Here is a 24544-nt window from a genome sequence, read left to right as displayed (position 1 = left end):
AACAGGCAGACGGGGCGCATCTGCTGATTGAAGGCCTGCGCAGGGGTCATCCGTTCCGTTGAGGACGCATGACTATCCGTCGCGAGACCGAACCCGGCCTGATCAACAAAATCGCCAATCACCCTTCGGTGTGGCCGCATATCGCGCGCCACGGCGAGCCGATCGATTTCTCTAGCGCCTTCCCTTCCACCCGATCCGGTGTCGTCGTCCTGACCAACGGCGAAGACGCCGCTATGGTGTTCGAGCAGACTGCGCACCGCTTCTGGCAGGTCTGCACGATGTTCGAGGACACGTGCCGTGGAGAGCGCGCTCTCGAAACCGGCAAGGAAATGCGCGACTACATGCGCCCCTATGCTGATGTCGTGCATGGCGTCGTTCCCGACACCCTGCCCCATGCCAAGCGGTTCTACGAAAAGCTCGGCGGTGTCCGCATTCCCGACATCGAAGTAGGCGGCGAGAAGGTCCAGGCGATCAACGTCAATGGCGAATGGCTCGTCGCCCAACCCGGCGAAGAGATGTACGCCATGAGGCTCAACTGATGGCGACGGCGGCAATCTCGGCCGGCGCGTCGATCCTCAGCGGTATTCTCGGCGGCAAGGGCGCGAAGAAGGCTGCACAGGCACAAGCCGCGGCGATCCAGGCCGGTGTCGATGAACAGCGGCGCCAGTTCGACACGACACAAACCAACATGGCGCCGTACCTTCAGGCGGGAACGGGCGCGCTCAACGGTCAAGGCGGCTTGCTCGACCTGCTGGGCATGAATGGCAACGACGCACAGGGCGCGGCTATCGCGGCTTTGAAAGCGTCCCCGCAGTTCACCTCGCAGTACGATACCGGTCTCGACGCTATCAACCAGAGCGCGGCGGCGACCGGCGGCTTGCGTGGCGGCAATACGGCACTAGCCCAAAGCAACTTCGGCGCGGGTCTGTTGAACACCGTTCTCGGCCAGCAGATCGGCAATGTCGGCGGGTTGGTTCAGCTTGGCTCCGGCACAGCGAACAGCCTCGGCCAACTCGGGCAGAACAACGCGAACAGCATTTCGCAGCTCTTGAGCAACAAGGGCGGCGCGCAGGCGGCCGGTATTCTGGGGCAGACCAACGCCACGACGGGCATGATCCGCGATCTCGGAAGCATTTTCGGCTCGTCAGGTGGTGTCGGTGGCAACCTCTTCGGCGGTGGCGCCAGCTTCGGCTCCAATCCCCTCGGCGCAAATTTCAACTCCAGTGATCCGTACGGGATCATCTCGGCAATGCAGCGCCGCTTCTAATGTCGTGGGAAGACCTTCTCCCCCGCCCCGGTCAAGGCAGCGGCGTCCCCGAGGCTGTTCTCGGCGGAATGCAGGCGCGATCGGCGATCGACCAGAATAACGCCCAGACGCAGCTTATCGGTGCGCAGGTCCAGAAGCTGAACGACCAGCAGACGCAAGAGCGCCAATATCAATATGACGTCGCGCAATACCTCAAGAACCCGACGCCCGAAGCGACGTTGGCGATGTTCAGCAAATACCCCGAGCAGGCGAACGCGCTCAGCAAGGGCTATGCGGTCAAGGACGAGGCCGCGCGCAACTCCGACATCGGCTATTTCGGCAGCCTCTATAGCGCGCTCGACAAGGGCAACACGCCGATTGCGCTTTCGACACTCCGCCAGCGCCGGGATGCCGATCAGCGCGCAGGTCTCGATACGACGCTGGATGACGACTGGATTGCGGCTCTTGAAGGTGGTGACACGACCGCCTCGGCGACGATCAAGGGTGCCGTGCTCGCCAATCTCGCGGCAGCGGCCGGTCGCGACAAGTTCGCGCAGAACTTCGGTGCTGTCGGCGGCAGCCGTGAACTGAAGTCGGCGAACGCTGGCGATTGGGTGTACGACCAGCAGGGCAACGTCGTTTTCAAGGTTCCGCAGGCTGATCAGTACAAGTCGGTCGGCCAAGGCGATACGCTGGTTAAAATCCCTGGCGAAGGCGGCGCACCCACTGGAGGCGCAGGTCAGTATGTGGGCGGTTGGACGCCCCGCGCTCGCAATGGCGGCGACAACGCCGATAACGTGGTCGATAACAAGATTTCTGGCATGGCGACTGCCCTTGGCGTCGGCCCCGACGAGAGCCTAGCCGGGAAATCGCCCTTGGACATCGCCAAGGCGCTGACTCTCAGTGAGGGCGGACCCGGCTCACTTGCCGATCGCAACAACAATCCCGGCAATCTGACCGACCCGAAGACCGGGCAATTCCGCAAGTTCCCGACCAAGGAAGCGGGGCTTGCCGCTGCCGCTGCGCAGGTCGCGCGCAATCTCAAGCGCGGACAGACAACGATACGCTCCATGGTCGAGGGGCTTCCGGTCGGTGGCTCGTCTCAATCGGGCGGCGCGACGGTCGTTGCGACCGGACAGCCCAAGGCGAAAGACGCGCCGAACGGCTACCAGTGGAGCGCTGACGGTGCCAAGCTGGAGCCCATCCCCGGTGGGCCTGCCGACAAAGGCGCCGCAACTGCCGCGTTGAAACCTTGGCCGTCGAAACAACTGGAAGCGCGGGTCACCAATGACGCGTCGATCCAGAACATCGACAACGCGATGCGGCTGCTCGATCCGAAAAACAACAGCCCCGAAGCGAAAGCCGCGCGGGCAGCAGTTGGGCCATTTACCGGCGCTCTGGGCGATCAATTCACGCATTGGAACGATCCCGGCGGCGACAACTTCCGCGCGTTGGTCGGCCAGATCGGCGGCGTCATCATCAAGGACATCTCCGGCGCTGCCGTTTCGGCGACCGAAGATGCGCGCCTCGCCAAATGGGTGCCGAAGGTCAACGATCCGCCCGCCACAATCGCCGCCAAGCTGCGCAATCTGCGTCGCGAGATCGAGCAGCGAAACTTGGTCATGGACCGCGTAGCGCGTGATCAGGGCTACCGTCCGTTTGGTGGGTCCGCGCCCGCTGCCCCTGCTTCTGGCGGCTGGGGCAAGGCGACGCGGGTCAAATAATGGCGAAGTACCGCATCCAGGCTCCTGACGGCCAAACGTACGAGATCGAAGGCCCCGAAGGCGCGACCGACGATCAGGTGCGCGCCGAAGTTCTGCGCCAGCATCCCGCCGCGGCGAACGCAGCTTCTGCCAATGCGCAGGACGTGGACGGGGCAGCACCCCTCGATGCGCCTGCCCCGCAACAGCCAGCCGCCCCCACGCTCAATCGTGGTCCCGCGCCGCAAGCTCAACCCGGCGTTACCGACCCCGGCCTACTGCCGGCAGAGACGGAAGCGCGCGACGGGTTCGACGGCAAAAGCGGCCCGAACCTCCAGCTCACGCCCGAAGAGTCGGACCATCTTCTGCATATCCTGTCGAGCGACCCCATCGACAAAGCGGCGGCGAATGCCCGCGCCTACGTCCGTGCGCGCGGATACGACTTCCAGGACAATTTTGACACCGTGATCGACCAGCGCCGCAAGGGTCAGGGCGTCGCCGGCAACATGGCTTATGGCAAGCCGGGGTCGCTCGGTCAGGATCAGGGTTACGGTGGCTCGGGCAGTGATCGAGCGTTTCTGGAGGGCGCGGGCGACGCTGCGACGTTGGGCGGGGCTGGCAAAGTCCTGGCGGCACTCGACGCTACCTCGACCTCGCTTGGCCTCGGCGGAAACGGTAGCGACAAGCAGGACTGGCTGAAAAACTATTACGGCGCGCTCGATCAATACGAAGGGCAGCGCGAGGCTGATCGGGGCGAAAATCCCGGCATGTACGTAACGGGCGCTTTGGCCGGTGGCGCCGTTCTGCCAACAGGCATCGGCACGGCAGCCGAGCGCGCAGGGTACGAGGCAGGCGCCAACGCGCTTCGCAGTGGCGCGACGCGAGAAGAGGCCCGCATTCTTGCAAACATCGCAGCGCGTCGTTGCCGCGACCGGGCGTGCGGCAGGCGAAGGCGCTGCCTACGGTGGCGGGACGGGTGTTATCAGCGCGGATACACCGCAAGATGCACTGGCGGGCGGACTGTCCGGTGCGGCACTTGGGGGCGCGCTCGGCGCTGCGACCGTAGGGCTCGGCGGTCGCTTCGTTCGACCCTCTACGGGGGCACGCGGCGCACCTATGACAGACGGTCAGGCCGTAATGGCTGCGGCTGATCGTTTGGGTATCGATCCGCTTCCGGCAGATGTCGGTGGCCCCACCACTCGTCGCGCAACATCGGCGATGGCGCAGACCATGATCGGCGGCAAACCGATCATTGACGCCTCCACGCGGATGATGGATCAGTCCCAGGCGGCTCGCGATCGTGTTGCAGCGGAAATCGGCACGGCACTGCGCCCCGAAGCGGCTGGCGAACGCGCGCGCGCGGGTGCGAACGACTTTATCGCCACCTCCCGTACACAGAAGAACGGGCTCTACGATCTGGCCGAGCGTGCGGCGGGCGACACGCGCGTCCCACCCACGCAAGCCCTAGCCGAGCTTGACCGCAACATCGCCGAACTCCGCGATGTGCCTGGCGGTGCCGAGCCATTGGCGCGGTTGCAGACGCTACGCGACGAACTCGCGCGTGGCGATGTGAGCGTGGCTGGCATGAAGAAGATGCGCACCGTCCTGCGCGAACAGTTCATGCGTGACGGTCTGCGCGGCAGCGATACCGAGCGACGCATCGGCATGGTCATGGATGCGGCTGCCAATGACGTAACCAACGGCCTCAACGCTGCGGGCCGTGGAAATGCCGCGCGCCTCTACGCCAATGCGGATCGTTTCGCACGCGAGCGTATCCAGACGATCGATAACGTTCTGACCCCGATCATTGGCAAGGATGGGACCAAGAGCGGCGAGGCGATCGTCAAGTCACTGATGGGCGATTTACAGGGAAATAACGGCCGCGCCGTTCGGTTTCTCAACACCCTGCCCAACGACGAAGCTAACGACGTTCGGGCAAGCGTGATCGGCGGATTGGGTCGCGCGACCAACGGCACGCAGAATGCCGAAGGCGACGCTTTCTCGCTTGCCAAATTCCTGACGAACTACAACGAGATCGGCGAGAACGCGAAGCGCGCTTATTTCGGTCCCGAGGCCCGCGCTGCCCTCAACGACCTAGCCCGCATCGCGGACGGCGCGAAGGAAGCGGCCAAGTACGCCAACCGCTCGAACACGGGCGGCTCGGTGGCAAATCTTGCCACTGGCGCAACCGGGTTGCTCGGCCTTCCTGTTCTGGCGAAGGTGCTGGTCGGACAATACGCCGCTGGTCGGCTACTGGCATCGCCGCGCGTCGCCCGGTGGCTTGCACGCGCCCCGCGTACCTCGCTCTCGACGCCTGCTTACGTCGAACGGCTCAGCCGTATCGCACGTGCGGAGCCGACAATCGCCAATGAGGTTTTGGGCCTACAGGCAAGGCTGCGGGATGCATTCACCGTGCCGCCCATGCGCGCAGCCGCAGACGAAAGCGGAGACGGCCCCAGCGTAGTCAACGGGAGCGCTGCTCAGGACCAATCCCAATACGAAGGCCCTGACCCAGCCGCTGCGAACGATGGCGCGCCCGTAACTCCGGTCACGCCGGGGAATATTGATCTCAACACGCGGCCCGTCGTGCGCAACAAAGATGGGTCGATTTCGACGGTCAGGTCGATGTCGTTCGGTACGCCTCAGGGCGAAGTCTTGGTGCCGACTGTTTCCGATGATGGGCGCATCATGTCTGACCGAGAGGCGATCGACAACTATTATCGCACCGGCCGGATGCTCGGCGTTTTCCGCACGCCCGACCAAGCAACGACATACGCCAAGTGGCTGCACACGCAGCAAGAGCGGCAATACCGCCAATACGAGAGTGCGCGCTAATGCAGCAGGTCCGCAACATCTTCCCGCTGTTCCTGGACGCCCGTGGAGACCTTCTCGACGGGGGCAATATCTTCGTGGGCGAAGCTGGCGCTGATCCGCAGGTCAATCCGATCACGGTCTATGCCGACCAGGCATTGACGACGCCCCTGTCCCAGCCAATCCGCACGGTCGGCGGGTTCGCGGTCAACGAAAACGCCAACCCGACTTTCATGTTCGTCGCACAAAGCGACTATTGCCAGCGCGTTACCGACAGCAGCGGCTCGCTCGTCGCCTATGCACCGTCCACGTTTGTTGACAGCGACTCCTTCCAGCCGCGCAGCACCGCGCTAGACGCGCTGGTCAACAACGGCACGCCGACCGACTACGGGCTCTCGCTCCTGCGCTTGGGCAATTACTCGCAGTTCAAGGCCGCGAACAGCATTCCCGATTATCTCGCGCTGACGGGTGGAACGATGTCGGGTCAGACTACGCATCAAGGCGCGGGCGTCGAGCCGTATTGGAGCGACCCCGCCATGATCAGCGGGAAGATGTATTACACCGATGCGGCCGGGGCAGACCCCACGACGGCGGTTGGCGAAATCTGGTTCAAGGGCGTGGCATGATCACGCTCCGCACCCCTTCCGGTCTCAAAGAGGTCGCACCCTATGTCCGCACGGCGACGGGGCTGAAGCAGGTCGGCGAAGTGTGGCTACGCACCGCAGCGGGCCTCAAGAAGGTATTCTCCTCGTTCGGCGGCGATACCGGCCTGACCGCGACGCCCAACGCCGTTTACGGCTCGACCAACAGTCACGCCTTTCAGCGCATCGGCACCGGGCAAACCACGATCACCATTGCCGGTGGTGGTGGGTTCGACAGCATCGGATGGGCCTTCGACGATACGGGATGGGACGTCATCACGCCGGGGTCCCTGACGACAGGCTTTCGCTCTCCGCCTGTCGGGCCGGGCGACACGGCCCTCACCACAATCACGTGCACGGTAACGAAGGGCGGTATCCCCGCCACGGTCGAGCTGACCGCCGAATGCTCTAACTACGGAAGCTAAAAATGGCGCGCTATCAGGGAGTAGAGACTGATCTGAACGGGGCGATCGTCCCCGGCGCGAAGATTTACGTCTATCAGTTCGATGGTCAGACGCTGGCCGCGCTCACCGACGATTATGGCGGCACGCTGCCGAACCCCGTCATCTCGGATTCCCTTGGCGGCTATTATTTTAACGTCATCTCGCAAGGGCTTTACTACCTCAAGCACCAGTATTCTGGCCGGTACGAGCTGTTCGAAATCACGGCTGTCGGTGAGCTGATCGCGGCGGTAAATTCCTCACCTGCCAATGCGGGTAAATTCATTGCGCTGGATGCAGATGGCGCACCCACGTACGCGTCCGGAACCGGCGCCGATGCTGCTCTGCGCACCGATCTGGCAGCACCCGGGGGCTCGGCGCTTTCGGGCTTTCTGCAAGCCGGTACGGGGGCTGTCGCTGAAAGCCTGCAAACCTGGTCCCGGCGCGTTGGTATCTGGCCCGAACAGTTCGGCGCGCGCGTCGGCGGCTTCGATGATGCTCGCCTGGTAAAGGCAATCGCCGAGATCAACGCGCACGGTGGCAACCGCGACCTGTACCTAGCGGACGACTTCACGCTTTCGACGGGCGACATTTTGGCACTCACGAACGCGAGCAATGTTCGCATTCACGGACCGGGACGCCTAATTCTTGATGGTGGCGCTGCTGACGAGGGCAGCATCCTAAACCTGATCGGCACCTGCGATAACATCATTTTGAGCGGCACCCGGTTTTCGGGACCCGGCCGCACTGACTCGGCCGCGAAACAGTACGGCTTCCACAACAATTCGGGTCAGACCCTAAGCAAAATCTGGGTCGATAGCTGTGCGTTTGAAAACCTGAACCTTGCGATCAGCATCGGCACCGAAAGCGCCGGGTCGGTGACCAATGCGATATTCACCAGAAATATCATCAAGCATATGACTGGCACTCTTGGTGGCCAAGGCTACGGCATCAACTGTGTCGGCATTACCGACGCGATCATTGCCTATAACCAGATCGAATACGCCGAACGACACAGCATCTATGTCTCACGGTTGAAGGACACCGCCGGCACCTACGGCGGAGTGTTGGTGGACGGCAATATCATCCGAAACCACCGTCAGACCGTGAACGGCCTCGTCACACGCCCCGCGATCTTCATGGGCCGTGGTTACGGTGGCAAGATCAGCAATAACTTCATCGCAGATTATTGGGACGGCGCGATCGGCGTGGGTCAGGACACCGGCGGCGGCGGTGCGCCGGTTCGTCAGTGTGGTGATATCGAGATCAGCGATAACACGCTTGTTGGCCGTAGGAATGCGATAGCGTCGATCCAGATTGCCGAGCCCCTTGTGCCGACGACCGCGCGGATCGATCGGATCGACGTCAAGCGCAACAAGCTGTTCGTGGATCTGGCCGTCGCGACCGCGCAGTACGAGATCGAGGTCTATAACGGATCGAACATCAATCTCAGCGACAACAATTTCTACCTGGCCAACGTTGCCAACGGCACGGAGCGCCTGATTGCAGTAGGCACGATTGCGGGCGCTGGCGATGTCGCGAACGTCTACGTTGAGCGTAACAAGGTGGCTGGTACGGCTGCTGGAACCCCAAGCCTCGTCAATTTCGCCACGGTCTATCTGCCTTCCGCTATGGCGACCGGCACGGCGAAAATCGTTGTTCGCGCGAACGACAACGACACCGGGTTTACGTCGCTGAACGTCGAGTACGCAGCGACGCGCACGAACCCGAACATTGTCGATCAAGTGCCGGGACAGCTTCTCACCGGGGTTTACACGGCTGGTTCAACCACGCCATCCGTCGCTGGCGGGATCGAGCGCTTCGTCATCACCAACGCGTCGGCCACGACGATCACTAACTTCCTTGGCGGTGTGGACGGTCAGCAGATCATGCTTACGTTCACGGACAGCAACACGACGCTTCAGTACAACACGAACCTGCGCCTTCCGTCCGCGTCAAACATCGTTGGAGCGCTTCGGCGGACGGTCGTGCTGGTCAAGTCGAGCGGCGTCTGGATGCCTGTTTCGGACATCACGGGAAGCTGACGATGCTATCCCGCAACCTCAGCCAGTGCTGTCCCCTCCATAGCGGCTTCAAGCACCAGCAACCCGCGCGAGCGCTCGGCAACCCGGCGCGCGGGGGAGCCCGCGTATATCGTCCACTCAGGAACGCGGTGACTGACGAGAGAAAGGGCGCCTACGGCCGCACCATCGCCGATCACGACGCCCGGAAGGATTACCGACCCCGAGCCGACGATCACGTGCCTGCCCAACCGGCAGGGCGCGACGCGCACGTTCGTAAATTCCTCGGGAACGGTCGGGTTCGTCATGTGTCGGCCGCTATAGTCGTCGCTCGCCGAGTAGATGCGGACACCCTGCGAAAGGCCGGAGAAATCCGCCATCGTAATCCCGCCGCGACCCGACAGGTGGCAACCACCTCCGATATGCACGTGCCGGCCGATCTCGACGGGGCCTGTCGCGATAATATGGCAACCAGCATCTATGCGGGAATGGTCGCCGATCGTGACGTTTTCCGGCGAGACGATCACGCAATCCTTGGACACCTGAACGCCGTCACCGACGTGCGCAAAGCCAAATTCGCGGAGTTCCTCGGAGCAGTAAAACCCCGGCAAAAAGGGATTATGCATTCTCGGAATCTGAACGACATAGCCCCTCAAGTCCAGAGGAAAGCGGCGTGATACTGGCCCGCCTTCCTCTATTCCGTCACCCGGATCGCCAGCCCGAGTTGATTATCTCGGTTGTCGTGCTGTGCTGGGGCCTCAGCGCGTTCATCGACAGCTTCCTGACCGTGGCGCGTCACGCCATGGCCGGGCCGTTCTTTCAACCCCTGCTGGCGACGGGAATCGACCAGCGCGGATGGGGCGTGTTCGCGATCGTCGTCGGGATCGTGCGCCTTGCGTGCCTGTGGATCAACGGCTCCAGGCCGAAGGGCTCGACGGTGTTTCGCGCGATCGGTGCGGGCTGTTCAGGCGTGCTGTGGCTCGGGTTCCTGCTTGGCGCGCTCCAGTTGCCGTGGATGACCGGCGCATTGTTCACTTACGGGGGGTTTCTGGCGTTCGACTTACTTTCTGTTCTCCGTGCGTCGCGCGAAATCGCGGCAGCGTTCAAGCGCGGGACCCCGGCCAATGGAATCGGCTGATGGCTGGATCGCCATACTCAAGCTTCTTGGGGGCGCGCTTGGGATCATCATGCTTGGTCTCGCCGGGTATCTCAGTGGCCGCAAACGGGTCGCGGACGGCGGCCAAGCTGAAACCGCCGACATGCACGTCGTCGCCGCGTCGTTCACCGACAAGCGGCTGCTGGAGGAACTCATCTCGATCCTCGGCTGCGTCAACGAGACGGTCGGCAGCAGCGCCGAGATTACGGGCGAGCTGGTTGAATTGCTCAAGGCCGATGCGCAGCGCCGACATGATGAACAGGTGGTGCGCCAAGCGCTCAGAGAGCGGGGAATATTAGAATGACCTTCGATCCCACCAAATTCTTCGCCACCCTGCGTATCAAGCTGGGTCGGCTGTCCCAGCTACAGGTGAACGGCTTCAATGCCGTCCTGAAAGCGTGCGAGGGCGCTCCGCTGTCCTACGCTGCCTACATGCTGGCGACCGCCTGGCATGAGACGGGCGCGACCATGCAGCCGGTTCGAGAAAGCCCGAACGCCAGCGAGGCGTGGCGCAAGAAGAACCTTCGCTACTGGCCGCACTATGGGCGCGGGTATGTGCAGGTGACGTGGCCAAAGAATTACGCGTGGCTCGATGCCGAAGCCGCGGCCTCTGGCCTCACGCAACCCGGCGACATTCTCGCGAACCTCGATCTGGCGATGCGCCCCGACATTGCCGCGCTCGCGCTCCGCAAGGGCATGGAAGAAGGCCGCTACGACGCCCAAGGCAAGAAGATGTCGCAGCGGCTCCCTGCGCAAGGGGCGGCGTCGATCACGCAGTACATCAACGCCCGTTACCTGGTGAACGTGCAGGACCGCGCGGCGATGGTCGCGGGATACGCCAAGATCTTCGAAAACGCTCTTCTTGATGGGGGATGGAAATGACCGATCTAAATCCAGACGTACCCGACAAGCCGATCGAGGTTCCCGTCACACCTACGGCCGCGCAGGTCGGCACCGGCACGCGTGACGTTCTGCTGCTCGTCGCCGCCCTGCCCGCCCTCGTCGCGGTGCTCGGCAAGCACAGCATGGTCGATACCGTGAACTGGCTCGGCAGCGAACCCGGCCTTGCGTTCGTCGGTCTCGTCATTGCGATCGGCACGCCAGCTTGGCGCCAGTGGAAAGCGCGCCGGCAGCACGCGAACGAGCTCAAGATGGCAAAGAGCGCGAGCGACAACGTGGCGGTAGTGAAATCGTGACCCGCTCCCTCGTCATCAAGGTCCTCGTCGGCGCGACCATCGCCTGCCTCGTCCTCGCGATCGTCAGCATGACAATGTGCAGCCGGAATCAGGCGGGCAAATCGGTCGTAAAGGCCAGTGCCACGAACGATGCCGCCAAGGACGCCGCGGCCGACCAGCGCCGCACTGACGACGCCACGATACTCTCGAACCAACAGGACAGAACCGATGCGATCAATGCCGCACCGAAGGGCGAGACTGGCCCTGCTAGTCGCGCTCTCAATTGCCAGCGCTGGATGCGGGCCCACCCTGGTAAGGCTAAGCCCGCCGCCTGCTGATCTGGTTTACGAACCTAAGCCGGTCATGCCGGAAGCGTCGATCACCGACGACACGGCAGCCGCGCAGTATTCGAGCGACGTTGAGGCATGGGGGGAGCGTGGCTGGGCGGCGAATGCGCGCCTCTGCCGCTGGGCCGCGGCAAACAAGCTGACGAACGTGGTATGCCCTAAGCCCTAGCCGAATCGTCTCTCGCCGCCCACGATAGGGCGTGACGCCGCGCGAACGAACCTTGGTAGCCCTTGCCCTCGCGACGCTGGAAGACGCCCAGCTAGAAGCCAAGCGCGGCCCCGTACAGACGAACGCCGTCAGGCTTGCCCTCCGCACCCTCTTGCCCCACGTTGCCCAGAGATGGCCGCTAGAGCAGTTCTGGGACGGCGCTGGCGGGGATAACGAGATCGGCCGCGGTCAATCGCTGACGGCATCGCTCAACGGCATCGTATTGCAGTTGAAGGCGAAAGGGTGGCGGGAGGATTAGCCACCAAACAATGCTCGCTCCAACCGGAGCATCTCGCGAGTCTGTATCAGCAGCATCGACAGTTGCTCGCCGAGCCGGCGTTCCGTGACATCCACCATCGGAGCGCGGCCCACGCCTTCCAGATAGCGACTGCCGCGCATCCCCAAGATGGTTTGCAGGATTTGATCGCGATTGGCGCGGACTTTGAGCAGGCGGCGGTAAGCGTGTTCGAACATGACAATCTCCTTTTAAGCATAGAGATTATAGGCCGATTCGCTCGCCGGTTGAATTCACGGCCGCCAAGGCTCCCGCGCGCCCAACTCCCGCTCGTCGATCCGGAAGTGCATCGCCAGCGCCAGGCGATCGTCCTCGTCCAGGCGCTTCGGTGTCCCGCGCTCGATGAACTGCTGCACGTAGGCTGGATTGCGGCCGATCAGCCGGGAGAGCGAGGAAAGCGATTCGCCGCGGTCTGCGGCTAGGCGGGCGAGGGTCTGGCGTGAGTCGGGCATGGGCGCACGTCACCCGCCCAAATCCAACATTGCAAGCTACCCCTCGCCATCTACGGCATCGGGTACGGCGGAAATCATTGCGGACCAGAGCGAGCGTAGATCGTCCCAATCGGCTTCCGGCCCTTCGATTTGCCAATCAACAGCGCGCAACATCGCCTCACTCGGCTCTCGCGGCACTACCACATGGTCGGCCGGTATCGTTGAGGCTCGCCGCATTCTGACGATTGTATTGGCTAGTCCAGCCGCCACCAGAGCCTCCCGCCGCAGAAATGCCGCTAAGTCGTCGGGCGTAGCGCTATCGATGTAGCCCTCAAGCTGGTTGGCGCACTCATACAGGTCGCGGTCCGGCCAATCGACTTCGCCCGCCTCTTCGGCCAGCATGTCTGGGCGCTCTGCTTCTTGGGTCATGCCTTGCCCACTTGGTTCCGCATCTCGGCACGCACAGCATCTCGCTCGGCATCAAGCGCCGCTTTCTGGGCGGCTTCCAGATCCTGCTGCGCGCGCTTTACGGATTCTCGCGCCGCTAAGACTTTTTCCATCTCTGCGTCGGCGATTTGCCGCAGTCGCCCTGCTTCTTGGCTATTCATGGGAGGGGCTTTCGGGTTGGGTGGCGCGGGATCGGGCTAAGCTGCCGCGAACGGCGTCGTATGGCGTTCCGACGTTTTCTTTCTGGGCGAGCCAAACGGCGCGGCGCGCGTCGTCTAGCGTCATAACCGATTTCACTGTGACTTCTCCGGTGCTATAAGCGTCCGGGTCCGCCCAGAAGCCGTCAGCCTGCAGCGGGACCCACAGCGCGCCGTTCTTGCAGGTCCAACGCATTTCGGGCTGATAGCCGCCTTCAACCGGCTGCACGCGATACAAGTCCGCCAGCTCTACCAGATGATTGCCGTCAGTCATCGGTCACTTCCCTCTTGGTTGCCGAGATTGGTGTAGGGGGTGTCGTCGGGTGGGGTGCGAAGGCTTGGCGTGCGGACAATCCGGTTCACCCGGTTTCCAGTGATTGTGCTTGGTTGGGTTAACGAGGGCAGCACGAACCACTGCATTGACCAGCGAGGTGAATTCGTCCGGCGTCAGGTCGGAAAGCCGTGCGTCGCGGTCAATCTTGCAAGCCTCAATTCCAAATGCGACAAACGGGTCGCGCCCAACATCCTCCGTCACTTTCCTCCCTCCCCAGTAGGCGGTTCAGGCTTATGCATCCAAGCAGTCGGCGAGATTTTATGCCCGCCGTTGCAGCCGAAAGTCATCCAGCCATCGCGCCGGTATTGCATGGCCTCAACGACTGTCTGTTCGCCGTGAAGCTCGCAAGCGACGAGCACCCATTTTTCGTAGAGCGCGCGATGCATTGGAAGCCATGCCGCCTCTTGTCCGTTTTTCTCGCCGGCAAGCACCGACAGGATGAACGGCAAATCCACCCCGCCAGTCCCGCGAGCAAAGCCGCCAGCAATGTCAGGGAAGTGCGGTTTCAGCGCTTCGAGAATATCGAAGATCGCGCTGAGGGCGGCTGTCGCAGCGTTTTGCTCGGCTAGGGTTTGGCGCGCCTGTTCTTCGGGTGGTAACTTCAACGTCATGTCATAATTTCCACTCATGATTGTGAGAATACCGGCCACGGCGAATATCCCAATTGCCGCGATAGCTGAGCCGATCGCCAGTAGAGGGTGTTCGGGGATGAGATCACTCATTGACGCCTCCCTCCCCTGTATCGATAGAGTCTCGGATAGCGGCGGCTCGAAGACGAGCGACGCGACACTCTGCGGCCATGAACGCAACGTGCGTTTCGAACCCGGTGTTGTTGACGATCTCTTGAAGCCAATCGATCGCTTCCTTGATCGCCGCCTCTCGTCCGTTATCCACTACTCCTGTTACGCTATGGGAGAGGGCGCGGATCGGCGTGTACGCGACGATGTCGGACCCCATGTAGTCGGCACCGTCACGCTGCGGAATGCGCCAGTTTAGGCGGTCAGCACCGATGCCCAAACCGACAATGCCGCTTCGAAAGCGGACCGGGCCGTAGTCCCAGTCTTCAGGAGCACTTTCGCCGCCAGCCCATGACTTCATGCCAGCCGGGACACCCTCCCCCGATATGGCTGTGGATGCGCTTTCGAGGGCGGCGAGAGCAGGGTGAGCCAATATCTTGTCGGCGCGTAGGCGGAAGTCGGTGCGTTCGGCAGGCAATTCGGTGAACGCGCACGATGCCAGTCTGATTTGCCCATCTGCCCACAGCGCGGCCGCCAATAGCTCCCGCAGTCCATTCGTTGGGGACATGGCTGGAGAGGTGAGAGCGGCTTTCAGGGCGTCGCGAGCACGGGTGCGAATCTCGCGGATGCCGTCAGCATACCAGCGTTCGCGACTGTCGGCAGGATTGGCCTCGCCGGAGAGCGTGTCCTGCGCGTAAATCTCGATGCCGAGCAGCGCATCACGCAATATGCCCCGCCCTTGCGGTGGATTGGGATTGGCGACGACGGCGAGCCAAGCCTCTGCACCAGCGATAATGCCCTCAAATTCATGGGCGCAAAGGCGGTTCGCATTGAACTCGGCGAGTGCGCGTTTCGCCGATGTGATGTAGTCGGGGAGCCGCTCCACCAACTCGTTAGGCTCAATCATTGGCTCTGTTCCTGTAGATGAGAGCGGAGGGCTGCTGCGTCGCGCTCCGCGTAATCTTCGTCGCGAACCTTGCGGCCCGTAATCATGCCATCGATCCATGCGATGGCGGTCGCCAGATTGCGTTGCACCTCGATGTTCGGGGTCGCCCAATCCCACCGATCTCCGACAGGCTGGTCCGCCTCCAGCTTATCGAGGTCGCGACGCCATCGGTCACGCATCGCACGAAGCTGGCGGCGGCTTTGCTGTTTGGATGGCCCCTTCGCGATCACTTCCAACTCTTCGGACGGTGTGGGCGTGGACATAACGCTCCTTGAGGATGTGAGGGTCGGGTTCATGCTGCCAACCGGGCCGGCTGGGCGCTGCGGGCAATGCTCAGCAGCAGATCGCGGAAGGGCGCCGGCGTGGCGTTCCTGATGCGGGTTTTGTGCTTCCCGCCGACCATCGCGACGACACCGATGCGCCTGGCCTTCTCATAGCCGTAGCGATCGAGCATCCATTGCGGGATACGCTGTTCGCCGCGCGACCAGTCCAGTTCGGGAAACTCGACGCCGACCGCGTAGAGCCAGGTGGGCTTGCGGCTGTCGTGGCCGTAGTTCCCTTGCTCGACGTAGCAGGGACGCCCGCCGAACTCGTCTGGCGCAGTCCAGCCGGCGCCTCGCTTCGGGATCGGCAGGCCGAAATGCGCCCAGGCGCGACTGTCAGCCGGATGTTCGATCACGCCGCCAAAGGCGCGCACACTCGACAGCGCGGCCTCGAAGCAGCCGCCGTCGTCGCCAAGCTTGAACTGATGCGGCTTGCGCGTGCTGCCGTGCCAGAACCGCCCCCATCGCTGACACGGAGGGTGTGCCACCACAGGATGCGGGCCGGCGTACGTCCTGGCATCGCGATAGGCCGGCCACGGATCAACCGCGGGCAGATCGAAATAGACGCCGCCGCTTTCGACATACAGCGCCGCCACCCTGCCTACCCCAACCGGGCGACATTCCTCCCTGAGAACGGGCCGCGTCATTGGGCGTCTCCCCTTTCAGGGACCGCGCTTTCGCCCTGCGGGTCGAGCCCTTCGGTCTCGCCGCTACGCGCTTCAATCGCTGACGCGGGCAAAATGCGGGTCCAGAACGGCGGATGCGAGTGATCGGCCATTCGCCAGGCCGGGCGGCCTATGCGATCAGTTACCGCCCAATACCCGCTTGGCCGCAGCCGAGTGGGAAACCAGCCAGCAAGTTTGGCGCGCGAGGAGCCTGCCCGGTACATGCCGTCCAAGTGAGGCCAATAGGCAAGCACCCACTCGTTCGTCGCAGGCGTACATGGCTTGCCGGTCGGATGAATTACAATGTTCACTTGGCCTCCCCGCGATAGGGATTGAAGCCCGACAGGGCCGAGACTTCAGGCTCGGCGCGAAGCGCGAAAGCCCGGGCCGGAACGGCATCGCCAGCGCTGGTTCGACACCTTTCAAAAGGCGCAACCGTCGTGCGGGAGGGGGTGGGAGAGAACGCGTGGCGAACATCCTCCGGGGATAATCCGGGACTCTTGACGCCCGTTCCTGCCGTGTTCCGCCGCTCATTGCCGCGAAACCGATTGCGGGTTGCCAGTGCGCAAGGGCCTCCCCTAAGGGAAAACCGGCGTCGGGGAGTGGCGCAGTCCGGTAGCGCGCCTGCTTTGGGAGCAGGATGTCGCAGGTTCGAATCCTGTCTCCCCGACCATTTCTCACAAGCGATCGAGGCGGTTGGTGGGCCCGGCAGGACTTGAACCCGCAACCTAGCCGTTATGAGCGGCCAGCTCTAACCAGTTGAGCTACAGGCCCACCCTATCGTCGCCGTAGCGGACTTCATCGCGAACGATCAACCCGCCGCGTCGATCAGTTCCGCCAGCCCGCATGGCCGCACGCCGAGACGGTCGAGTTCCGCCAGAACCCGGTCCCACCACGCCCAGAACGTCGCGAGGTCGCCGTCGTCGCGCACGTAAGGCGTGTGGCCGGGCGTCAGCGAGGGTGAATGGAAGGCGAAGTTGAGGACGCGCACCCCCTCGCCCACCGCGACGCGGATCGCTTCCAGCGCCTCGGCGATCGGGATGCCTTCGGGGGTCAGCGGGATGCGTTGCAGCAATCCCGTGCGCGCGAGCAGGCCGCGGCCTTTCGGTACGCGACCGGCGGCTCGATACAATCCTTTGCCCACACCCCGCGCCAGACCGGTGAACACCGTGGTCGAGGGCAGTTCGATCAAGCTGCCGATCCGGAATGCGTGATTGCCGAATGCCGAGAAATCAGGTCCGCCCTCGTGGGCATAGTCGAATCCCGGCCGCATCGAGCTGTCCAGGCGATATCCCCGCTCGGCAAGCAGCTCGAACGTCGCAGGCCCGATTCCGTAGCGGCCCGCGCGATACGCGGTCGGGCGTGTCCCGAATGCCGCCGCGATCGCATCGGTCAGCGCATCGATCTTCGCCGCCTCCTGGTCGCGCGGCAGATTGCCGACAAAACTGTTACGTGGGCTCAATTCCTCATCGAACGGCGGCGTGACCCAGGGGTGGAGTTGCGCACCCGCGACGCTGCCGCCGGTCAGCAACGGTGCGATCAGATCGATCGCGCGCGCATCGGTCGCTACGGGATCGTCGATCATCAACGCTAGCGGCACGCCCGCCGCCGCGAACCGCGCGTGTGCGCCCGGCAAAGCGGCGACTGCCTCCACCGAGCGATTGTCGCGCGACAAGGGCCGGGCCCAGTCGAACTCCTCCTCGACATCGACGAACACGACGAACCGCGTGCCGAAATCGGCGGGCCACGCGATCAGGTCAGCGGGCGCGGGCTGGCGCGGACGGAAACCGGCCGGTAGGGACTCGCGCGTCACGTCAGTTGGAAGAAAGCTGCCCCACGTCGTGATCCAACGCCGCCGGCAGGCGCAATGTCAAGCAATCCTCGCCGATCGCCAGGCCGCCGCCCAGTTCGACCGCCAGCCGCCGCGCGAGCCGCAACGCGAAACCGGCGCCGAGCAATATGGCGCCCTCCCCCTGGTCCTCGCTGTCCAGCGCGAACAACGCATCGCCGGGTAGCGCGGCGAACGCGCGTGGCCGATCGATAGCGAGCGCCATGGTGTCGCCCTCCTGCATCGCGCGGACCGTCAGCCGTTCGCCGGCTGTGCTCGCGGAGATCACCAGGCTCAACAGCCGATTGACGATGCGCGTCACCGCGATCTCGTCTCCCGCGACACCCAGCCCGGCCGGCCCGCGATCCAGATCGACCACCGCCCCACGCAACCGCATCAACGGCTCGAGATCGGCGGCGGCGCGCGACAACATCGGCGCGATCGCAATGACGCCGGGCCGCAGCATCAACGCGTTCTGGTCGAGCCGCGCGGCGGTGTCGACGTCCTCGATCGCATCGAGCAATTCGCGCGTATTTCCGCGGATCGCCGCGGCGCGCTCGCGATAGACGTCCGGCGCGGGGCCGAGCACCTGCGCTTCGATCATTTCGGCGAAACCTGAAATGGCGTTGGTCGGCGTGCGCAGTTCGTGGACCAACGCGCGGAACGCCTCGGCCGCCGGGCGCGCGCCGCGAACGGGTTCGGCGCGCTCGTCCATCCGCGGGCGCCGCGCTACACCGCGATAGCCCGTGAAACGCCCGTTGATCGTGTCGAACGCCGGCGTGGCCGACACCTGCCAATCGCCCGAGGCCGCGGACTGACCGGCGACGACGAGCCGGGCGTTGGCGATCGGAGCGCGGCGACGAAACGCGCCGCTGACCACCCCATCGACGCGGACCGGCCCCGCCCCTAGCATCATGCCGATCAGCGGCTCGCGCGGTACGCCGTCGACCCAGCGGATCGTCCCGCTCGCGTCGGTTTCGAAACAGAAATGCTCGGCCGGGATCGCCGGTGCGTCGTCGAGCTTGCGCGGGGGCGTGTTGAGATCGCCATGATCGCGCTGATAGGCATCGAGCCGTGCGACGAGTTCGGCGATGGCGAACGGACCGGTCGGATCGACCGGCGCCGGATCATTGGCTGCTACCGGAGCGACCGGCGCCAGGGTCACGAGTTCGAGTTCGAGTTCGACCGACACATCGACGCGCGTATCGGGCTGGGGCAATGCGAAATCGGCGGCGCCGTAACTGTCGAGCGCACGAACCGCGCGCGCCGGCAGATCACGCCGGTGCCGCAGCAGCGATCGCGACGCCGCGGGCAGCTCGGGAATCATCGCCAGCCAATCGTCGGCGTCGAGGATCGCGGTCGACAGAACAGGCGCGGCGATCGACGGTTCGTCCTCACCGAACAGCCGAACCAACGCGGCTGGCGGCGCTGCGAAGGCGACGCTGCGCGCGCTCGCCGATCGCACCGGCGCCGGCACCATCGCCCGAATCGACCGCAATCGCGTTACCGCTTCCGCAACATCCGCCGCACGGCCGCGCCCGACCAGATCGGTCAGTTGGCGCCACGCCGACTGCGCGCCGAACGGCGTCGCCATATCGGCGCCCAAGACCGTGTCGAGGCTGTCGTCGAAGCGCAAAACCAGAACCCCCATGAACGACGCGATGGAACGCATCGTAATGAAACCTTAACCCTGTCGCCGCGCGCATCAACGCCTCATTTTGGCGCGTCGCAATGTGGGACGATTGCGTATTTCAGCAATTTTATTATAGCCTGGGTCACCGCAGCACGTCGAAAAATTCCGGAAAGTGACAACATGGCGTTGGATCGAATCGATCGGCAGATTTTGGCCCTCCTTCAGGCGGACGGTCGCATGACCAATGTCGATCTCGCCGATCGAGTCGGGCTGACGGCGCCACCGTGTCTGCGCCGCGTCCGCGCGCTGGAGGAAGCCGGCGCGATCCAGGGATATCATGCCGAACTCGACGCCGCGGCGCTGGGTTATCCGATCACCGTGTTCGCGATGGTCAGCCTGCGGAGCCAGGCCGAACGCGACCTTGCCGCGTTCGAAACGCATGTCGCGACGATCCCCGAAATCCGCGAATGCCACATGCTCAATGGCGAGATCGACTTCATTCTGAAGATCGTCGCGAGCGACTTGCGCGCGTTTCAGGACATCCTGACCACGCACCTGACACCTGCCCCCAACGTCGCCAGCGTGAAAACCTCGCTGACGATCCGCACGTCGAAGCACCAGCCAGGCATTCCCGTCGGGGAGGAATAAAAAGGGCGGCCATCGCTGATCGCCCTCTTCGATGTCGCAGGCGATTACGCCGTCGGCGGATGGTCGAGATAGATCATCCAGAACGCCGCGATGTCGTTGCGCGGCGCGCCGGTAACGGCAGTGAACGCGGTTTTCGCCCCGGCCTTGTCTCCTGACAGCGCCAGCGCGATGCCGAGGTGCGTATTGACCTCGTCATTGTTGACGCCGCCCTTGGTCAGTGCCTGGCGATACAGCACCACCGCCTTGGCGTAATTGCCGCGGCCGAGATACGCGTCGCCGGTCTGTGCCGATAGCGGGCCGGTCGGCGCAGCGCCCGCCTTGCGCTCAAGCGCGTCGAACGATCCCTCGGCGGCGATCTGCGCGGTCGAATCGGTCGCGAGCGCCTTGATCGCCGAACTCGGGTTCGCCGGGATCTTCCCGTTCGCCTTGCCCTCGTCGATCACGGCCTTCGCTTCGTCGGGCAGGCCGATATCGCCGGAAGCCTGGGCATATTCCTCGTAATAGCTCTGATCGGCCAGGGCTTTGGTCACGCGCATCAGCCGGAACAGATCGACGCGTTGCCGCTTGTCGAGCTTCGCCAGCGGCTTGTTGGTGAAGGCGTAGAAGCCGATCGCGTTACGCCACGTCTCCGGCGTCGGATACGCGGTGACCCAGCGCTGCAGCCACTTCATCGTATCGGCGCGCAGACCCGCCGTATTCGACTGCGAAATGGCGTATTTGTAGAAATCCTCGGTCTGGGGTTTTCCGCTGGCGTAGAGCGCGTCCATATCGGCCATGCCGCCTGCCGCGTTGCCGCCCTGCACCTTCGCCTTGGCGAGGTAGAGCTGCAGGTTCGCCTGGGTCGAACCGTGCGTCTGCGCGGCGGTGAACAACTGCGTGGCGAGCGCCCAGTTCTTCTGGTCGTACGCGATCGTCGCGCGGCTATATTCGAACTGCGGGCGCATATCGGCGGGGGTCGCCGGATTGGCGATCATCGCGTCGAGCGGTGCGATCATCGGCGTCGGATCGAACGCGCCGTTCGTGCCGGTCGAGGCGTCGGCGATCTTCTGCGACACCAGGGCGTAGCGCAGGAAGTTGGCGTAATATTTCTCGTCGTCGGTCTTGGCGGCCGTCTCGACCTCGACGATGGCGGCTTCCGCACCGGCCCAATCCTTCGCGGCGAACGCCGCCTTGGCCTTCTGGATTCCGGCGCCGACGGCGGCGCTGACCTGGGGGCCCTTGGGTGCTTCTTCCTTTTTCTTGGCAGCCGATGGCGTCGCGATCGTCACGCCGGCCAGTCCGGTCACCAGCGCCGCGGTCAGCACGGCGGTCGAAATCCTCTTCATCGAAACTCTCCTCATGGGCGCCCCAGCCCTTCGACACCGCTCTAATCAGCGTCAGCGGGACGTTCAAGGCGCGTCGGCGGCGCGATTGGCCGATCCGGGCTGAATGCGGATTGAATGGCGCGAATTTCCTCGCGCGCGTACGCGCGTACGCGTGACATCGGTTGCGCGGACGGCTAGGGTCGTCACCGAACTGCAACGTCACCTGAAAGCACCAGAGATTTGACCGACGAGACCATCCTCGCCGACCCTTCGGACATTACCCCCATCTCGATCGTCGACGAGATGAAGACGAGTTACCTCGACTATGCGATGAGCGTGATCGTCGCCCGTGCGCTGCCCGACGTGCGCGACGGGTTGAAACCGGTCCATCGTCGCATCCTGTTCTCCGCGCAGGAGAGCGGGTTTTACTACAACCGTCCCTACCGCAAATCGGCCCGCATCGTCGGCGACGTGATCGGTAAATATCACCCCCACGGCGACACCGCGATCTATGACGCGTTGGCGCGCATGACCCAGGATTGGTCGATGCGGCTGCCGCTGATCGACGGCCAGGGCAATTTCGGCTCGATGGACCCCGATCCGCCCGCCGCGATGCGCTACACCGAAGCGCGCCTGGCCAAGCCCGCCAGCTTCCTGATGGAGGATCTCGACAAGGACACGGTCGATTTCGTCCCGAACTATGACGGGTCGGAGAACGAGCCGTCGGTCCTCCCTGCCCGCTTCCCCAACCTGCTGGTCAACGGCGCCGGCGGCATCGCGGTCGGCATGGCGACCAACATCCCGCCGCATAACCTAGGCGAAGTGATCGACGCGTGCTTCGCGTACATGAACAATGGCGCGATCACGACCGAGGAACTGATGGAGATCGTGCCGGGGCCCGACTTCCCCACCGGCGCGATTATCCTCGGCCGTTCGGGCGCGCGGTCGGCGTATGAGAGCGGGCGCGGGTCGATCATCCTGCGCTCGCGCTACGAGATCGAGGAAGGCCGCGGCGACAAACGCTCGATCGTCCTCACCGAAATCCCGTTCCAGCAGGGCAAGAACGCGCTGGTCGAGAAGATCGCCGAGGCCGCGAAGGACAAGCGGATCGAGGGGATCAGCGACGTCCGCGACGAATCGAATCGCGCGGGGGTGCGCGTCGTCATCGAGCTGAAGCGCGACGCGACGCCCGAAGTTGTGCTCAACCAATTGTGGCGGCACACCCCCGCGCAGGGGTCGTTCCCCGCCAACATGCTGGCGATTCGCGGCGGCCGGCCGGAACTGCTCAACCTGCGCGACTTCATCCAGGCGTTCATCCAGTTCCGTGAGCAGGTCATCACCCGCCGCTCGAAATTCGAGTTGGCGAAGGCCCGCGATCGCGCGCACCTGTTGCTCGGCCTGGTCATCGCGGTCACAAACCTCGATGAGGTCGTCCGCATCATCCGCGGCTCGGCGAGCCCGGTCGAGGCGCGCAACGCCCTCCTCATGCGCGAATGGCCGATCGGTGAGATCGCGCAGTATATCAAGCTGGTCGAAGCGGTCGAAACGGAGATCACCGGCGACACCTATCGCCTGTCCGATCTACAGGTCCGCGCGATCCTCGACCTCCGCCTCCACCGCCTGACCGGGCTCGGTCGCGACGAAATCGGCGGCGAGTTGCAGGAACTGGCGTCGTCGATCGCCGAACTGCTCGAAATCCTCGCCAACCGCGCGCGGCTGTACGAAGTGCTGCGCGAGGAACTGCTCGAGGTCCGCGAGCAATTCGCGACGCCGCGCCGCACCGAGATCGCCAACGCCGCTGACGGCATCGAAGACGAAGACCTGATCGAGCGCGAGGAGATGGTCGTCACGGTCACGGTGCAGGGTTATATCAAGCGCACCAGCCTCGACACGTTCCGCGCGCAGGGCCGCGGCGGCAAGGGCCGCTCCGGCATGGCGACCAAGGACGAGGATGCGGTCACCGAATTGTTCGTGACCAGCACCCATACGCCGGTGCTGTTCTTCTCCACGCTCGGCCGCGTCTATCGGATGAAGGTGTGGCGCTTGCCCGAAGGCGGCGCCAACACGCGCGGGCGGCCGATGATCAACCTGCTGCCGCTGGCCGAAGGCGAGACGATCTCGACAGTGTTGCCGTTGCCCGAGGACGAGGCGGAGTGGGGCAAGCTCCACGTCATGTTCGCGACCGCCAAGGGATCGGTGCGCCGCAACTCGATGGACGCGTTCACGAACGTCCCGTCGAACGGCAAGATCGCGATGAAGTTCGAGGGCGAGGACGAGGACGACCGCCTGATCGGCGTCGCCTTGCTTGAGGAAGGCGACGACGTCCTGCTCGCGACTCGTGCGGGCAAGGCGATCCGCTTTGCCGGCGACGAAGTACGCGAGTTCCAGAGCCGCAATTCGACCGGCGTGCGCGGGATGCGGCTGGGCAAGGACGATGAGGTCATCTCGCTGTCGATCCTCCACAAGGTCGGGGTCAGGGACCAGGACGAGCGCGACGATTATCTGCGTCACGCCCCGTGGAAGGCCGACAAGGACACGCAGCCGACGATGAGTCAGGCGCGGTTCGAGGAGCTGGTCGCCAAGGAACAATTCATCCTGACTGTCTGCGCCAACGGTTACGGCAAGCTGTCCTCGGCCTATGAATATCGCCGGACCGGTCGTGGTGGCCAGGGCATCACCAATATCGACAATATCAAGCGCAACGGTCTCGTCGTCGCCAGCTTCCCGGCGACGAAGGGGCATCAGTTGATGCTGGTCACCGACCAGGCCAAGCTGATCCGCATGTCGCTCGGCGACCTGCGTGTCATCGGTCGCGGTTCGGCGGGCGTGCGGCTGTTCAATGTCGCCGATGACGAGCATGTCGTCTCCGCCGCGCGGATCGAAGAGACCGAAGGCGATGCCGAGGCGGACCTGACCACACCGGAAGACCGCGCGATCGCACCGGAAACCGGTGCCGACACGGCGGACGACAGCGCAGCGGGGCCGGAGGGCGGCGAGTGAGCCGTCCGACG

The 24544-nt window shown here is 64.0% G+C and carries 29 protein-coding genes and 2 tRNA genes; 17 read left to right on the top strand and 14 right to left on the bottom strand.

What is annotated here, in order from left to right; translation table 11 throughout:
* Positions 1–68: 68 nt before the first annotated feature.
* From FPZ24_RS08140 to FPZ24_RS08105, 8 genes are read left to right on the top strand one after another with little or no spacing between them, the layout of a single operon-like run.
* Positions 69–539 carry a hypothetical protein gene (locus tag FPZ24_RS08140; RefSeq protein ID WP_146570914.1) on the top strand — a complete coding sequence of 157 codons (471 nt, stop codon included), beginning with the start codon at positions 69–71 and terminating at the stop codon, positions 537–539.
* Positions 539–1267 (top strand): hypothetical protein, encoded by a 729-nt coding sequence (locus FPZ24_RS08135; protein WP_146570912.1) that lies wholly within the window; start codon positions 539–541, stop codon positions 1265–1267. Before FPZ24_RS08140 ends, FPZ24_RS08135 begins: the two co-directional genes overlap by 1 nt.
* Positions 1267–2970 carry a hypothetical protein gene (locus FPZ24_RS08130; protein WP_146570910.1) on the top strand — a complete coding sequence of 568 codons (1704 nt, stop codon included), beginning with the start codon at positions 1267–1269 and terminating at the stop codon, positions 2968–2970. Before FPZ24_RS08135 ends, FPZ24_RS08130 begins: the two co-directional genes overlap by 1 nt.
* Complete coding sequence (locus FPZ24_RS08125; RefSeq protein WP_146570907.1) at positions 2970–4097, top strand: hypothetical protein; 1128 nt, start codon at positions 2970–2972, stop codon at positions 4095–4097. Before FPZ24_RS08130 ends, FPZ24_RS08125 begins: the two co-directional genes overlap by 1 nt.
* Complete coding sequence (locus FPZ24_RS08120) at positions 4084–5781, top strand: hypothetical protein (RefSeq protein WP_146570905.1); 1698 nt, start codon at positions 4084–4086, stop codon at positions 5779–5781. The genes FPZ24_RS08125 and FPZ24_RS08120 overlap by 14 nt, the downstream gene beginning before the upstream one ends.
* Positions 5781–6383, top strand: coding sequence for a hypothetical protein (locus FPZ24_RS08115; RefSeq protein ID WP_146570903.1), 603 nt, complete (start codon positions 5781–5783; stop codon positions 6381–6383). The genes FPZ24_RS08120 and FPZ24_RS08115 overlap by 1 nt, the downstream gene beginning before the upstream one ends.
* Positions 6380–6823 carry a hypothetical protein gene (locus tag FPZ24_RS08110; protein WP_146570901.1) on the top strand — a complete coding sequence of 148 codons (444 nt, stop codon included), beginning with the start codon at positions 6380–6382 and terminating at the stop codon, positions 6821–6823. Before FPZ24_RS08115 ends, FPZ24_RS08110 begins: the two co-directional genes overlap by 4 nt.
* A gap of 2 nt (positions 6824–6825) precedes the next feature.
* Positions 6826–8883, top strand: coding sequence for a right-handed parallel beta-helix repeat-containing protein (locus FPZ24_RS08105; protein ID WP_146570899.1), 2058 nt, complete (start codon positions 6826–6828; stop codon positions 8881–8883).
* A gap of 5 nt (positions 8884–8888) precedes the next feature.
* On the opposite strand, the gene FPZ24_RS08100 is transcribed toward FPZ24_RS08105, so the two are convergent.
* The gene (locus FPZ24_RS08100) at positions 8889–9485 is read right to left on the bottom strand and encodes an acyltransferase (RefSeq protein WP_146570897.1); all 597 of its coding nucleotides are present in this window, start codon (positions 9483–9485) and stop codon (positions 8889–8891) included.
* A 47-nt stretch (positions 9486–9532) separates the two neighbouring features.
* Between FPZ24_RS08100 and FPZ24_RS08095 the strand changes: the two genes are divergently transcribed.
* From FPZ24_RS08095 to FPZ24_RS08070, 6 genes are all read left to right on the top strand, one after another.
* Positions 9533–9997: a hypothetical protein gene (locus FPZ24_RS08095; protein ID WP_146570896.1), complete on the top strand. Its 465-nt coding sequence runs from the start codon at positions 9533–9535 to the stop codon at positions 9995–9997.
* Positions 9984–10319 (top strand): hypothetical protein, encoded by a 336-nt coding sequence (locus tag FPZ24_RS08090; RefSeq protein WP_146570894.1) that lies wholly within the window; start codon positions 9984–9986, stop codon positions 10317–10319. Before FPZ24_RS08095 ends, FPZ24_RS08090 begins: the two co-directional genes overlap by 14 nt.
* Positions 10316–10897 carry a hypothetical protein gene (locus FPZ24_RS08085; RefSeq protein ID WP_146570892.1) on the top strand — a complete coding sequence of 194 codons (582 nt, stop codon included), beginning with the start codon at positions 10316–10318 and terminating at the stop codon, positions 10895–10897. Before FPZ24_RS08090 ends, FPZ24_RS08085 begins: the two co-directional genes overlap by 4 nt.
* Positions 10894–11211 carry a hypothetical protein gene (locus FPZ24_RS08080; RefSeq protein WP_146570890.1) on the top strand — a complete coding sequence of 106 codons (318 nt, stop codon included), beginning with the start codon at positions 10894–10896 and terminating at the stop codon, positions 11209–11211. The genes FPZ24_RS08085 and FPZ24_RS08080 overlap by 4 nt, the downstream gene beginning before the upstream one ends.
* Positions 11208–11528, top strand: a complete 321-nt coding sequence (locus tag FPZ24_RS08075) for a hypothetical protein (RefSeq protein WP_146570888.1) — start codon at positions 11208–11210, stop codon at positions 11526–11528. The genes FPZ24_RS08080 and FPZ24_RS08075 overlap by 4 nt, the downstream gene beginning before the upstream one ends.
* A 209-nt stretch (positions 11529–11737) precedes the next feature.
* Positions 11738–12004, top strand: coding sequence for a hypothetical protein (locus FPZ24_RS08070; RefSeq protein ID WP_146570886.1), 267 nt, complete (start codon positions 11738–11740; stop codon positions 12002–12004).
* Here the strand turns inward: FPZ24_RS08070 and FPZ24_RS08065 are convergent.
* The 9 genes from FPZ24_RS08065 to FPZ24_RS08025 form a co-directional block, all read right to left on the bottom strand.
* A complete protein-coding gene (locus FPZ24_RS08065; RefSeq protein WP_146570884.1) occupies positions 12001–12219 on the bottom strand; it encodes a hypothetical protein in 219 nt (72 codons plus the stop codon). The genes FPZ24_RS08070 and FPZ24_RS08065 overlap by 4 nt on opposite strands.
* 54 nt (positions 12220–12273) lie before the next feature.
* Positions 12274–12492, bottom strand: coding sequence for a hypothetical protein (locus FPZ24_RS08060; RefSeq protein ID WP_146570882.1), 219 nt, complete (start codon positions 12490–12492; stop codon positions 12274–12276).
* 36 nt (positions 12493–12528) lie between these two features.
* A complete protein-coding gene (locus tag FPZ24_RS08055) occupies positions 12529–12900 on the bottom strand; it encodes a hypothetical protein (protein ID WP_146570880.1) in 372 nt (123 codons plus the stop codon).
* A complete protein-coding gene (locus FPZ24_RS08050; protein WP_146570878.1) occupies positions 12897–13079 on the bottom strand; it encodes a hypothetical protein in 183 nt (60 codons plus the stop codon). The genes FPZ24_RS08055 and FPZ24_RS08050 overlap by 4 nt, the downstream gene beginning before the upstream one ends.
* Positions 13072–13389: a hypothetical protein gene (locus FPZ24_RS08045; protein WP_146570876.1), complete on the bottom strand. Its 318-nt coding sequence runs from the start codon at positions 13387–13389 to the stop codon at positions 13072–13074. Before FPZ24_RS08045 ends, FPZ24_RS08050 begins: the two co-directional genes overlap by 8 nt.
* Positions 13390–13646: 257 nt before the next feature.
* A complete protein-coding gene (locus tag FPZ24_RS08040) occupies positions 13647–14171 on the bottom strand; it encodes a hypothetical protein (protein ID WP_146570874.1) in 525 nt (174 codons plus the stop codon).
* Positions 14164–15093, bottom strand: coding sequence for a hypothetical protein (locus FPZ24_RS08035; RefSeq protein WP_146570872.1), 930 nt, complete (start codon positions 15091–15093; stop codon positions 14164–14166). Before FPZ24_RS08035 ends, FPZ24_RS08040 begins: the two co-directional genes overlap by 8 nt.
* Entirely contained in the window at positions 15090–15395 is a 306-nt protein-coding gene (locus FPZ24_RS08030) for a hypothetical protein (protein WP_146570870.1), read from the bottom strand. The genes FPZ24_RS08035 and FPZ24_RS08030 overlap by 4 nt, the downstream gene beginning before the upstream one ends.
* 29 nt (positions 15396–15424) lie before the next feature.
* A complete protein-coding gene (locus tag FPZ24_RS08025) occupies positions 15425–16051 on the bottom strand; it encodes a hypothetical protein (RefSeq protein WP_240047667.1) in 627 nt (208 codons plus the stop codon).
* Between the two features lie 665 nt (positions 16052–16716).
* Between FPZ24_RS08025 and FPZ24_RS08020 the strand changes: the two genes are divergently transcribed.
* Positions 16717–16793, top strand: a tRNA-Pro gene (locus tag FPZ24_RS08020).
* Between the two features lie 24 nt (positions 16794–16817).
* Here FPZ24_RS08020 and FPZ24_RS08015 read toward each other — a convergent pair.
* The 3 genes from FPZ24_RS08015 to FPZ24_RS08005 all read right to left on the bottom strand — a co-directional run bounded on the left by FPZ24_RS08015 (position 16818) and on the right by FPZ24_RS08005 (position 19620).
* Positions 16818–16894: transfer RNA gene (locus FPZ24_RS08015), tRNA-Ile, on the bottom strand.
* A gap of 37 nt (positions 16895–16931) precedes the next feature.
* Positions 16932–17933: a polysaccharide deacetylase family protein gene (locus tag FPZ24_RS08010; protein WP_146570866.1), complete on the bottom strand. Its 1002-nt coding sequence runs from the start codon at positions 17931–17933 to the stop codon at positions 16932–16934.
* Position 17934: 1 nt separating this feature from the next.
* Complete coding sequence (locus FPZ24_RS08005; RefSeq protein ID WP_240047666.1) at positions 17935–19620, bottom strand: sensor histidine kinase; 1686 nt, start codon at positions 19618–19620, stop codon at positions 17935–17937.
* Positions 19621–19761: 141 nt separating this feature from the next.
* Between FPZ24_RS08005 and FPZ24_RS08000 the strand changes: the two genes are divergently transcribed.
* The gene (locus FPZ24_RS08000; RefSeq protein WP_146570864.1) at positions 19762–20229 is read left to right on the top strand and encodes an Lrp/AsnC family transcriptional regulator; all 468 of its coding nucleotides are present in this window, start codon (positions 19762–19764) and stop codon (positions 20227–20229) included.
* A 44-nt stretch (positions 20230–20273) separates the two neighbouring features.
* On the opposite strand, the gene FPZ24_RS07995 is transcribed toward FPZ24_RS08000, so the two are convergent.
* Positions 20274–21554, bottom strand: a complete 1281-nt coding sequence (locus tag FPZ24_RS07995; RefSeq protein WP_146570862.1) for a tetratricopeptide repeat protein — start codon at positions 21552–21554, stop codon at positions 20274–20276.
* Positions 21555–21773: 219 nt separating this feature from the next.
* Here FPZ24_RS07995 and gyrA point away from each other — a divergent pair, with 219 nt between their 5' ends.
* Complete coding sequence (gene gyrA, locus FPZ24_RS07990) at positions 21774–24533, top strand: DNA gyrase subunit A (protein WP_146570860.1); 2760 nt, start codon at positions 21774–21776, stop codon at positions 24531–24533.
* The last annotated feature ends 11 nt before the right edge of the window (positions 24534–24544 follow it).

Origin of the sequence: Sphingomonas panacisoli, from assembly GCF_007859635.1 — a bacterium.
Classification (GTDB): domain Bacteria; phylum Pseudomonadota; class Alphaproteobacteria; order Sphingomonadales; family Sphingomonadaceae; genus Sphingomonas; species Sphingomonas panacisoli.
The sequence above is the reverse complement of the archived record's forward strand: the minus strand, read 5'-3'. Positions and strand labels throughout refer to the sequence as shown.